The organism is Pantoea vagans, from assembly GCF_004792415.1.
Lineage (GTDB): Bacteria > Pseudomonadota > Gammaproteobacteria > Enterobacterales > Enterobacteriaceae > Pantoea > Pantoea vagans.
Map to the genome: position 1 here is coordinate 1,176,576 of NZ_CP038853.1, position 11,779 is coordinate 1,188,354.

The 11,779-nt window shown below is 46.9% G+C and carries 8 protein-coding genes, 1 tRNA gene and 1 pseudogene; 9 read left to right on the forward strand and 1 reads right to left on the reverse strand.

Annotated features, from left to right (window positions below; translation table 11 throughout):
* The first annotated feature begins 794 nt into the window (after positions 1-794).
* From EGO56_RS05670 to EGO56_RS22270, 9 genes and pseudogenes are all read left to right on the forward strand, one after another.
* Complete coding sequence (locus tag EGO56_RS05670; RefSeq protein ID WP_135907934.1) at positions 795-1,403, forward strand: hypothetical protein; 609 nt, start codon at positions 795-797, stop codon at positions 1,401-1,403.
* Between the two features lie 64 nt (positions 1,404-1,467).
* Positions 1,468-1,803 (forward strand): hypothetical protein, encoded by a 336-nt coding sequence (locus tag EGO56_RS22265; protein WP_167493421.1) that lies wholly within the window; start codon positions 1,468-1,470, stop codon positions 1,801-1,803.
* Positions 1,804-2,074: 271 nt separating this feature from the next.
* Positions 2,075-2,326 carry a hypothetical protein gene (locus EGO56_RS22470; protein ID WP_238348999.1) on the forward strand — a complete coding sequence of 84 codons (252 nt, stop codon included), beginning with the start codon at positions 2,075-2,077 and terminating at the stop codon, positions 2,324-2,326.
* 415 nt (positions 2,327-2,741) lie between these two features.
* Positions 2,742-3,950, forward strand: coding sequence for a hypothetical protein (locus EGO56_RS05685; RefSeq protein ID WP_135907936.1), 1,209 nt, complete (start codon positions 2,742-2,744; stop codon positions 3,948-3,950).
* Complete coding sequence (locus tag EGO56_RS05690; RefSeq protein ID WP_135907938.1) at positions 3,947-7,429, forward strand: ImcF-related family protein; 3,483 nt, start codon at positions 3,947-3,949, stop codon at positions 7,427-7,429. The genes EGO56_RS05685 and EGO56_RS05690 overlap by 4 nt, the downstream gene beginning before the upstream one ends.
* Positions 7,430-7,795: 366 nt before the next feature.
* Positions 7,796-9,076: a PAAR domain-containing protein gene (locus EGO56_RS05695; protein WP_135907940.1), complete on the forward strand. Its 1,281-nt coding sequence runs from the start codon at positions 7,796-7,798 to the stop codon at positions 9,074-9,076.
* Complete coding sequence (locus EGO56_RS05700) at positions 9,073-9,498, forward strand: DUF1240 domain-containing protein (protein WP_135907942.1); 426 nt, start codon at positions 9,073-9,075, stop codon at positions 9,496-9,498. The genes EGO56_RS05695 and EGO56_RS05700 overlap by 4 nt, the downstream gene beginning before the upstream one ends.
* A gap of 140 nt (positions 9,499-9,638) precedes the next feature.
* Positions 9,639-10,786 (forward strand): annotated as a pseudogene (locus EGO56_RS22645) (GIY-YIG nuclease family protein).
* A gap of 23 nt (positions 10,787-10,809) precedes the next feature.
* Positions 10,810-10,986 (forward strand): hypothetical protein, encoded by a 177-nt coding sequence (locus tag EGO56_RS22270; RefSeq protein WP_167493422.1) that lies wholly within the window; start codon positions 10,810-10,812, stop codon positions 10,984-10,986.
* A 427-nt stretch (positions 10,987-11,413) separates the two neighbouring features.
* Here EGO56_RS22270 and EGO56_RS05710 read toward each other — a convergent pair.
* Positions 11,414-11,488 (reverse strand) — tRNA-Arg (locus tag EGO56_RS05710).
* Positions 11,489-11,779: the final 291 nt, after the last annotated feature.

The following is an 11,779-nucleotide window of genomic DNA, read 5'->3' on the forward strand; positions in this document are numbered from 1 at the left end:
GTTAATGTGACTGTTCCATGGGCTACTTCGTTTGGTCGGTGGGAGAAGTATGTGAAAGATTTTAACAATACGTGTAATAAGTACAATATAATTTCCCCTCTAAGGCGTTCTGCATTTTTAGGACAGATTTATATTGAGACTGGAATGCTCAGGACAATGACTGAAGGCGGGAAGGGGCAGAAAAATAGTAAAGGTAAGTTTGTATCCCCAGCGGCTGAGTATTACCAGCCATTTTATGGCAGAGGTTTCATGCAGCTAACTTGACCGCAAAATTTCGATGACTATAGAAAATTTAGAACGAAAGAGAAGCTGCCTGATGAAACTTCAGGGTATGCTTACGATGATAGTCGAATAACAAATGTAAGTGAACACTACTGGGCAGATCCAAGAAAGACAGTTGTAGATAAGCATACCCATGAAAAACAAACGGTTATTGATGATAAACTATTAAAAAGATGGCACCCACGTTACGATCCTAAAATTGTTGCTGAAGATTCGTTCTGTGCAACTGATAGTGCTGGTTTTTATTGGGTTTCAAAACATCATAGCCACGAAATTAATATTAATCGAGTCCCGGACAATGGAATTACGTCAGAATCAATTGGTAGATGTTCAGTTCTGGTTAATGGTGGCGGGTATGGATATTTTGAAAGGCAAGCGTATACACGATATGCATTTTATTATTTAAATGATTCTATTATTACAAATTTCAAGGAAGTAATTGAAGTTCAAAAAGGAAGAAGCTCGGTAAAAATCATCGTTGATTATACAAAACAATGTAAGTGAGGTATGACGTGATTACGAAAAATATATTTTTATTGTTGGGTTTAGTTAGTTTTGTTAACTTTTATTCTTCAGGTGCACTTGCGAATGCCACGGATGTTTCAACAGCAGTAAAAAATTATACTTTTAAAGATGGGGAGCCTTACGGCCTCTCCCAAGTCTACCAAATTAATGCCCCTGATGCAGGGTTTCAACCTTACTATGTTTTTCTTAAATTAGGTTTTGATAATGCATACCCATTTGTATTTAATCGTGAAGGTGTGCCAGGGAAAGATGAGCCTTATAGTCGATGCAATGTAGTACTCAAGGTTAAAGATCAAAATTTTATACCAGATAGGAGGTTTAAGTCAGGATATGCAGAAGATTCTGAGCCATGTCTCGGTATAGAGAAACTGAGAGTTGTGCAAGGTAATAATGATATTAAATGGTATGTAACTTATGCTCTATATCAATCAGAAGGTGACACACCAGAAAAAACAGAAGAGGTTTACTTTTATTCAGGTGGCCATTTTTGCTTCTCAAAAGAAATTAGCAAAAAACTAGCTGCGGAGAAAATTTCAATGATAGAGTTAAAGAATATTAACTTAGGCAAGAAAGACTTCGAAGAATGCGCAAAGTAAAATTCAGAGAATCGACTCAAATATTCGCCTTGTTGTAAGTCTGAGGAAAAAATAAGGCATTATCATGAAATGTATTTTTTTCTTTCTGTGCTTTTTTACAAATTTTGCATTTGGTTTTGGTAATGACATTTTAGATGTTAATAGTGCAAAAAATATTTCTGCAAAGGTTTTGCTGAAAGATAATGATTCGTTGGAAGTATCAGTTTTAGAAGCCGGCAAGCAGGTTAATCTAGAAAATGTTGATGTGTCATCGGAGAAAAAAATCACATTACATTTAAAGATTACAATCGTGATGGCTATAAAGATTTTAGTATTTAACATCTGGATGAGGGAATGGGTACTTATAAAATCTATAGGTTTTTTCTCTTTTCCCCTGCTGGCAAAAAGTTCAAAGAGATAAAGCCTACATGTGGCGATAACTTTGTTAACGTAAGGGTTGAAGGTCATGATCTGATTAATATGATTTATGACGATAACACTCCAAAGTCATGCTCTATCTCCCTCAAACGTCTTAAATAACTACATTCGATATGTAAGCGTGAGAGATAGATTTGATGGAGTTAAAGAAATATTTAATTGAAAAATTGTATCAATGGCCGAAGTCCGGGGAAAAGTGAAATTCATAGTCATTAGGACATCCCTGAAAGGATGTACGCACAGGACGTAATGTTATGAAAAAAGTTTACATACCATTCATTATCGGTTTTAGTTCTTTCTCTATGGCTTCTGTTCTTGCTGCTAACGCAGGATTTGTATCTGTAACCAGAACCCTGTCACCTGATTCAAGTGCCAACATTTCTTCGTCATCCAGTTTGATGCATGCAATATGGATTTTAGTGAGTTTAAATAACCTGCATTGTCTGATGATGAGTACTTCCAAAAAAATCACCAATATCGGAGTGGACTTGCCTGTATTCTGGTGAAGCATTTGAAGCAGGATATTATGTAAAGCAAGTTAAAAAAAAGGGTGACAGTGTTAGTGTCACTGATAATAAAATTTTTATGACTACAAAAATAAGGTATGGAAATCAATTTCGGATGCTACATATGTGAAAAATGGTAAGGCAAATCATCCATCTCTATTTCAGGTTAAAAGTGAAAATGCATCTGGTTTTATGGCTGTTAATGCCATGGCGAAATTTAAAGATGGATCGCCAGGCCAGAGTGTTTGTTTTTTTTGATACATAATAATAATGCCCTATGTGGTTCTGGTGTTAATTCTTCGGATGATAAAGGTGAAGATTTATCTAAAAAAACATTGAAATTGCTTGGGAGCATTTAATTTGATGGTGACTAGCCTTAGTTAAAATTTGGAAATTTTAAAGTATGAGAGTGTGAATGTCGTATTCCCTGAAAGATCTTCCGAAATGTTATCCTCGGCAAGTTCCACCTAAAATATCCCGTTGGCTTGCCGTATTGGTTGCGATGCTGGGCATCAACGTGATCCTTATGCGGATATTCGGACGATACATCGATAACAGTCACTTCTGGATGTTGGCCATTAGCACAACATTAGTTATATGGATTGTGAGTTTCACTATTCGCATGTGGATCTGGTCATTACAGGACAGTAAAGCGAATGGTTTTGACCGGCGTCGGGAACAATGGATCTTGAGTGAGACCCGTAGGGCTCGTCGTGCGCTTCAGGTGCTGAATACGACATTTATTACAGCCCATCAGGAAGACGAACAGCGTTGTGTCGCTCTTAAAATACTCAATAATCACAGCATTATCATTTCGCAGTCGGACTGGAAAGGCGAAAAAAGCAGGAGGCTGAGTCGTATTAGGGCGGAACCAGAAGATACTCCTGCATTGGTCATCTCACGTCTGTTCTCTGAACTCATTACTGATCTTCCAGTTCACCACTTTCCAGAGAACACTTCGCTTGTTGTCATCCTCGATGTCTCGTCATCTCTGTCATTCCCTGCTGTCAGAAATATCTGGCAGGAAGCCTGGCAGGAGAGTGGCATGACCTGCGCTATTGAGTACACAGACAGCAATGGGCCGGGGGTAGTCAGCCACTGGCTGGATCACCGTATTAAAGACGATGCGATGTTATTGATTGTTGGCCTCCAGATTGATCCGGTTGTTTCTAACAATACTGCTGAAGCAGCCGTTGCACTGCTTCTTGGCAACCGCCTGACCCAGGAGGCACTCGAACCTCTCGCGCTGCTGCACCGGCCAGATGCTGCTCCAACCGGTGAGCTGAGGGAGGGGATGAACATGGCCGCCTATAACGTCCCGCTCAAAGAAAACATCGTGAAAAATTTATGGCTTGCCGGGCTGACGCGTGAGCAGCGTGCAGAATTTATCCAATGCCAGAATGCGCACCCTGCGCAGTCTGTAGAGGACGACGCTGTAGTTTCGCTCGATACATCCATGGGACATGCCGGTGCCGCGGCCCCCTGGCTGGCTATCGCTGCCGCCACTGAAATCGCCCGACAAACTCAGTTACCACAGATGATTATCTGCGGTGATACCACACAGAATGTGCTGTGGAGCACGCTCATTACCCCGATTGCTTCCCGACAGGAGATGGATCCGTGAAGCTACCTTTAGCCCCGAAGACTACGGAAGGCCGCTATCTTGCTGTCGCATTGATTTTCTTTTTGCTGTTAGCCGTTATGACTTTCATGGTCTGGAAGCATCCGGATATAGCCGGGATTGAAGACGGAAGTCAGCAGCAAATTTACTGGCTTATTGCCGGCGGATGTATTTCAGGCTGCGCCCTTATCGTATCAGTGGTACTTCTGGCGGCGGTACGCAGTGCCGGTAAGCAGGAGTTTAATGCGCTTGTCGACAATATCACCGGTGATGACGAGAAAGAGAAACAGGAAAATCATAAAGCGCCAGTTCATCCTGCAGTGGCCATGTGCGACAGGATTCGGAGACATCTGCGCTCCCGTATTGGATTTCACTGGCGTCGTAAAACCCGTCTGCTGTTAATCAGTGGCGATGAGGCGGCAATCGAACTGCTGGTACCTGGCCTGCAGGAAAAACAGTGGCTTGAAGGTAACCGTACCGTTCTGATTTACGGCGGCAGTCTGACTGCTGAGCCCGATAAGGAAAAATACGCCGCGCTGCGTAAACTGCGCCGCGGTCGTCCACTGGACGGTATTGTACGTGTCATGCCGCGGTCGCTTAATCTCACTCCGCAGATTAGTGATAACGATTTACGCGGACTGGAAAAAATCAGTGAACTGCTCCGTTATTCCACGCCGGTCTGGCTGTGGCAGTTGTGTGACAGCAAGTGGTCGCAGGCAAAACGCACTGAACAGACGGTAGGGGCCAGTTTCCCACTGCGTGCTAAGTCCGACGATATTAGCCGCCAGCTTGAGCTGATGCTGCCGGCCCTGCGAACGCAGGGCGTGAGTCAGGTCGCTGAGAACAATGGCCACGACTTCCTGCTGCGCCTGGGCCAGCACCTTAAAGACGGCGGCATCGCCCGCTGGGCTCAGCAACTGGTGCCATGGCTGGCTGCCTCTCAGCAGCGCGTTCCGCTGCGAGGCCTGATGTTTAGCCTGCCGGAGAATAAACCCGCCTCTACCGCAGGAGAAACAGCCGGTGCTGCACCTGCCGACGTTGAGAAATATATCCCGGAATCACAACGCCATGCGTTGACCCTGCCGGTAACCTGGCAGGGCATTGTGGATGACTGCACCCGCGTGCGTGGCCGCCGTGTTGGTATGGCCTGGGAACAGACGGTGGCTTGGACGCTGATGGCTATTATCGGTGTCTGGGGGGCAGGGACGCTGCTATCGTTTGCGGTCAACCGCCTGCAGATTGTCTCTGTGGCGCAGCAGGCGCATGCTCTGGTGGAGCATCCCTCCGTATCGGATTATCAGCTGACGGCTCTGCATACCCTGCGTAATGACGCAGGCCGCCTGCAGCACCGTATTCAGGAAGGCGCGCCATGGTATCAGCGCTTCGGTCTGGACCATAATCAGCAGCTGCTCGACGCGATGCTGCCCTGGTACGGCGTGGCGAACAATCGCCTGATCCGCGACTCGGCAAATGCCGCCCTGACGCAGAAGCTCAGCGTGCTGGCTGGCTCCGCTCCCGGCAGCGACCAGCGTGCACAGCTGGCGAAGCCAGGCTATGACCAGCTGAAGGCCTGGCTGATGATGGCCCGTCCGGATAAAGCCGATGGTGCGTATTACGCTCAGGCCATGAAAGCCGTGCAGCCGACGCGCATTGGCATCTCAACCGGCCTGTGGCAGAGCCTGTCGTCGGATTTATGGGCGTTCTATATCTCCGAATTACCAAAACAGCCGCAGTGGAAAATTACGCCTGATGCGCAACTGGTAAGCCAGAGCCGTCAGGTGCTGTTGCAGCAGATAGGCCGCCGAAACGCAGAAAGCACGCTGTATGAAAACATGCTCAAATCCGTGCGCCGTAACTTTGCCGATGTGTCTCTGGAAGACATGACCAGTGGTACTGATGCCCGCCGTCTGTTCACCACCGAGGAAGTGGTGCCGGGCATGTTCACCCGCCAGGCATGGGAAGGGGGCATTCAGCAGGCTATCGAAAAGGCCGCAAATTCCCGCCGGGATGAAATTGACTGGGTACTGAGTGAGAGCCGGAAAGCGGTTTCCTCAGACCTTTCGCCGGAAGCTCTGAAAGCGCGCTTGACGCAACGTTACTTCACCGATTTTGCCGGTAGCTGGCTGAGCTTCCTTAACAGCCTGCACTGGAATCCGGCAAACAACATTGCTGACGTTACCGACCAGCTGACGTTGATGAGTGATGTCCGCCAGTCGCCACTGATTGCCCTGATGAATACCCTCGCCTGGCAGGGGCAGACTGGCCAGCACAGCAAAGGCCTTTCTGATTCCATCATTAAATCGGCTAAAGACCTCGTGGGCAGAAAAGACAAGCCTGCGATTGACCAGTCTGCGTCAGGGCCGCAGGGGCCACTCGATGAAACCTTTGGCCCGCTGCTTCAGCTTCTGGGTAAAAACAAAGGTAGCAATGTGATGTCGGCTGACACCTCTCTGAGCCTGCAGACGTATCTGACCCGCATCACCCGCGTGCGCCTGCGTCTGCAACAGGTGGCCAGCGCCTCTGATCCGCAGGAAATGATGCAGACCCTTGCGCAGACCGTATTCCAGGGTAAAAGTGTGGATCTGACCGACACCCAGCAGTACGGCAGTCTGATTTCGGCAAGCCTTGGCGAAGAGTGGAGCGGTTTTGGCAGCACGATGTTTGTTCAGCCACTGACCCAGGCCTGGGAGACTGTGCTTCAGCCCTCGGCGGCGAGCCTGAATGATAAATGGAGCCGTTCCGTAGTGGCGAACTGGCACACTGCCTTTGATGAGCGTTTTCCGTTCGCTGCGAGTAAAAGTGATGCCTCTCTGCCGATGCTGGCTGAGTTTTTACGTAAAGACAGTGGACGTATTGAGCGTTTCCTGACGAGAGAGCTCAGCGGTGTACTGCATAAAGAGGGCAATCAGTGGGTACCGGATAAGGTTAACAGCCAGGGGCTGAGCTTTAACCCGGCCTTCCTGCGTGCCATTAACCAGCTAAGCCAGGTGTCGGACATCCTGTTTACTGATGGCAGCCAGGGGATCAGCTTTGAGCTGCAGGCGCGTCCGGTGCCGCAGGTAGTGGAAACCCAGTTAACCATTGATGGACAAAAGCTGCACTACTTCAACCAGATGGCCGACTGGCAAAGTTTCCGCTGGCCGGGAGACACCTACAAGCCGGGGACGATGCTAACCTGGACTACGGTCAACGCCGGCGCACGCCTGTTCGGAGATTACAGCGGGACCTGGGGCTTTATTCGCTGGCTGGACCAGGGTAAGCACCAGCAGCTTGACCGCAGCCAGTGGATGATGAGCTTAACCGCTCCGGACGGTCGAACCCTGCAGTGGGTATTGCGCTCACAACTCGGAAAAGGTCCGCTGGCACTGCTGGATCTGCGTGGTTTCACGCTGCCGGATCAGATATTCAGTGTCGACAGCGCGGCCACCGCGCAGGCGCTGATGGCCAGTGCAGGAAACAGTGACATGGATGGAGTCGAATAATGAGCATACTGCAGAATCTGGTCGCGGCCTGACAGGCTGACAAAACTCAGCTGCAGAAACAGACGTAGCCACGCACGGAAAATCAGCAGGGCTGGCTTGCTCCGGTAAGTGACAATGGCCGGAAAAAACCGTTATATGGCAATCATTTCCGGCGTATTCGCGAAGAGGTCAACAAGCTCTCTTTCATCAATACCGCACTGATTTCGCGTTTACCGCTTCACATGAAAACCACACGTAATAAAACCGATAAATCACAGCTTCAGCCTGAGATGCATCTGCTTCTGTTATGGCTGATTGCGATCCATCCGGCCAGCAATGCAATGCTGGCCGGATAACCAGGACAGAATTTAGCTATAAGGAAAAAATATGACAGCAGAGGGCTTTTATCTGGTGCAGGGCGACAAGACGACCTGCGGCGGGAAAATTATCACAGGTGCAGAGGATCATACACTGTTTGATAAACCCGTTGCCCGGGAGCAGGACAGCGTCACCTGCGGGAAGCACGCCGGGTTATACAAGATTGCCGGTGGCATCGACAACGATACCATTCACGACAGGCGAATGGCCGGAACCCTCGACAGCTACAGTACCTTCCCCTGTAATGCGAAGTTTATTCCGTCGATGATGGATGATACGTACGAGAAAAGTTCAGCATTAGCAGAAACTTCTGCTGAGGAGCCTGGGAAGACATCGATAGCGAATGCCGTTTTTCAGGCTTTTCTGGCAGGCGCGCAGGCTGATACGATGGTAGCTCCGGGATATCCTACGTTGATTAACACCTACACCGTTCCGGATGACAATGTGCGAGGGATGTTAAGACTTAACAAACATGATTTCTTCTTGCTGACGCTGGAGGAATGCCAGAGGATTATTGACGGCTGGGATTTCGTTAAAAAGAAATGGAAAGATGCCACAACAAATCCTGTCGGGAGTACTGTCAAAACATATGCAACGAATATAGATGATGTAGTTAATGCTTCAGCGATGGTTTACAAACTTGGAAGTATCGGTATTACCGCGACGGTGTTTGTTAATCACAAAGGAACACGGCTGATAAAGATTAGTGGTTATGCAGCTATCAGGAAAACTCTAAACGCTCCGGTCTTTGCAGAGATGAACCCAAAAATAATCGAAGCAGGCATAGGGAAATTTGGTTTGCAAAAAGCCATTGTCGATGGTGCGATTCTCGGTTTTGTCTATGTATCGGCAATAGATACAATTGACTTCATCTTGAATGATGAGACTACACTTGCAATGTTCCTTGGAACACTTGCTACCGACCTCGCCAAAGTAGGCATTTCTTCAGCAGTGCTTTACGCTGTTGGGTTATATACAATGTCGGCGTATGTTGTCCTGAACATAGCCATAGTCCTTGTTTTTGGGGCTGGTTTAGCTTGGGTGTTAAACACTATTGATAAGAAATATCATATTACAGATAACCTGGTTGATTTTATAGCTCCATACATCGAATCAGCCCAACAAGAGTTTGTTGAAAAATCCCGACAGGTTTCAGACGACGTACTGGATTTAGGCGCTATGTATATTGATGGAGTGCTTAGAAAAGGCCGGCAGGTCGTCGAGTCTGAGATAAAAAAGTACGTTAAAAAATACATTGGCGACTTAACTTCACAGGTGGTTGATTTATGAGTCCAAAACGTAGATTTATTGGAACCCTTATTATTTGGTGTATTTCATCTTTTGGTTGTTTATGGTTTGCATATGATGCATTCACTGGACTATTTGAATTCGGAAGTGAGATTGTTTTTTCACCAACGGTTTCCGCTCTACTAATGATACCGATAATCCTTCTTTTTCCATGTATATATTGGTATCTGGCTATGCGGCACGGAGAGAAACAGGCAATTATAAAATGCAAAAATACCAATAGAATTTTTATAGGTTTGGTTGGTTTTTTTCTCATAAGTTCTATCATTTTTTCTTTTGCATACACTTCGGCTCTTCAAAGTAAAGGCTATGTGAAATGCCCCGGCCGTCCTGATGGATGGATGCCGGGGATGGCTACAGAGTATGTGCTTACATCATCCTTTTGTGGTGGGGATAATAATTAATCACTATTTACCATCGCATAATTTTTATAGAAAAAATAAAAGAAATTAAACATGACAGGAAGAAAAAAGATGACAATGTGGCAGGTATTATCCTGGTCATTATTAGCGTCATTGTATGAGTTTTTTATGTCGCGGTAAAAATATTAATTAATCTTAATGGGCGATTCACTGAATCTGCGTAGAATCCGGCCGGAGTCATCGGTCTGTTCTTTGGTTACTCATAGCCGTTGCGTTGATAATGCGGGTTTTTATTTACCGGGGTTTCAGGAAAAAAGCAACAAAGTTTGAACTGGCAGCATCGGACCAGGCGCAGAGAGAAAGCCTTTGAAGAAACCGCTAGTATTGAAGTGGCTCGTGGTCTGTATTCTGAAAAGAGACAGCTTTTCGGTCTGTGCGACGAATTCCACAATGCCGGAAATAAGACCTCTAGGGCACTACAGCGTATTATGCATTTTGCTTATAAATTCAAAGTCAAAACACTGCTTTCCGGCTCCACGGTAAATAACTGCTAACGCAAATACGCCCAGCTCAGAAAGGAGGGAGACGCTTACGCTGCCATCAGCAAGAAAATCACCTTTCTGGAACTTGAAGATAATGCCAACTGGGAGGGCGGTAAACAGCAGTTTCTGGATAAGGTCTCTCTGCTGGACAAAGCGCAGAAAGAGTTTCAGGTCGAGCTTAAGCGTCAGATGCGGGAGGAAAGCAGTGTCAGAATGAACTGGACAGAAAGCAGAGCGAAGCGGAAGAGGAGGAGCTACGCCTTACTGAGCAGCAGCTTTTACTGGAGGAGGTCCTGCTCGCCGCTGAAGGTGTCCACAGGGAAGAGCTGGAAAGGCAGCGACTGACGGCGCTGGAGTAGAAAATACAGAATGCGCATTAGCAGTATGAGCGCGCCAAATCCATGCCCCAGCTCACGAAGCAGGGACATGTCTATGTGTTTTCGGATATCGGTTCCTTCGGTGAAAACGTCTTCAGAATTGGCATGACCCGACGGCTGGAACCTATGGAGCACGTGAAAGAACTGAGCGGGGCCGCCGTGCCGTTTGATTTTGACGTCCACGTCATGATTTCCTGCGATGACGCCCCTACGTTTGAAAAGATGCTGCATGACCATCTGGAAAGCTACCGTATTAACCGAATCAACCTGCGTAAGGAGTTTTTCCGGGTTGAACTCAGCCGGATTATTGATGAAGTGGAGCGTCAACACGGGCAGGTTGACTATATTGCTGATCCAGTGGCGCTACAGTATCTGCAGAGTCTCGAATATGCAGAAAACGAAGCCGCATAAGTTCATATTCTGAAGTTCTGATTATGGTGCTGTTGCAGTGTATTACTGATCCACAAGGCTGCCGCGCTTTACCTGCAGGTTTTGTTACTCCTTATTACATTGATTGCCCTAAAAAACGCTCCAGCGACTTAATTTTATTTATCAGTCAGGAGCCTGAAAAGGAACGGCTCTCTTATTTAAAGCCTGCAAAAAACAATTAGCGTAATTTATCGACCAGCCAGATTCTTTTAAGTTGTACAACCCGAGAGCTATTACTTCATTTCTTTTAAAGCTAAATTCTGCTAGTGAAACATCACAGTGCATTCCATACGATAGCCTTTTATTTTTAAAGGAAAATACATATTCCATGTGCCATTATTTTGAAGTATTAGTATTACCATAAGATAGAGACCCTGCTCCTGCGAGCTTATAAGGCTATATCTCTAAGCTTTATAATTTTGATCCGACAAGCATTTAAAAGGACCTCTTTTTACATTGAACAGGCTAAGCCGCAGCTTAAACACCAGAGATTAATTGAATTATATTGAAAGGTGCAGATGCCAGTTGAAAACACGCAGCCCGGATAAAGGCTTTATCACTGATTACAAAAGGGTGGGTGATACTGACAGGCTTCAGGATAGGTCCAGATGGTGTCCCCTGCAGGAATCGAACCTGCAACTAGCCCTTAGGAGGGGCTCGTTATATCCATTTAACTAAGAGGACTGCGGCGCGCAGTATAGCGCAAACAGGCTATGAGATTCACTACATCGCCGTCCGTTTGCTCATTCCGTCAGCAATCCGGCTTTCTGTACGCGCGAACATTACGTACAGAAAGCGGAAAGCAGCTGTTCTGAAGTCCAGGATGTCACCCAGACTGAAGCGGCACTCCGGCTCTGAATCTTCACTTCCGGCTACAGCAGACACTCCGGTAAACGTTTTTCAGCCGCCCGCATAGCAAATCGCCTCAGCCAACAGACCTGAAAGGCAAACAGAGTTAACTGTCTGCCTTGCCAT

What these genes read in the sequence shown, in the direction of transcription:
- EGO56_RS22265 (WP_167493421.1), top strand. Translation starts at nt 1,468, where the DNA reads ATGAAATGTATTTTTTTCTTTCTGTGCTTTTTTACAAATTTTGCATTT.
- EGO56_RS05695 (WP_135907940.1), top strand. Translation starts at nt 7,796, where the DNA reads ATGACAGCAGAGGGCTTTTATCTGGTGCAGGGCGACAAGACGACCTGC.
- EGO56_RS05700 (WP_135907942.1), top strand. Translation starts at nt 9,073, where the DNA reads ATGAGTCCAAAACGTAGATTTATTGGAACCCTTATTATTTGGTGTATT.
- EGO56_RS05685 (WP_135907936.1), top strand. Translation starts at nt 2,742, where the DNA reads ATGTCGTATTCCCTGAAAGATCTTCCGAAATGTTATCCTCGGCAAGTT.
- EGO56_RS22270 (WP_167493422.1), top strand. Translation starts at nt 10,810, where the DNA reads ATGGTGCTGTTGCAGTGTATTACTGATCCACAAGGCTGCCGCGCTTTA.
- EGO56_RS22470 (WP_238348999.1), top strand. Translation starts at nt 2,075, where the DNA reads ATGAAAAAAGTTTACATACCATTCATTATCGGTTTTAGTTCTTTCTCT.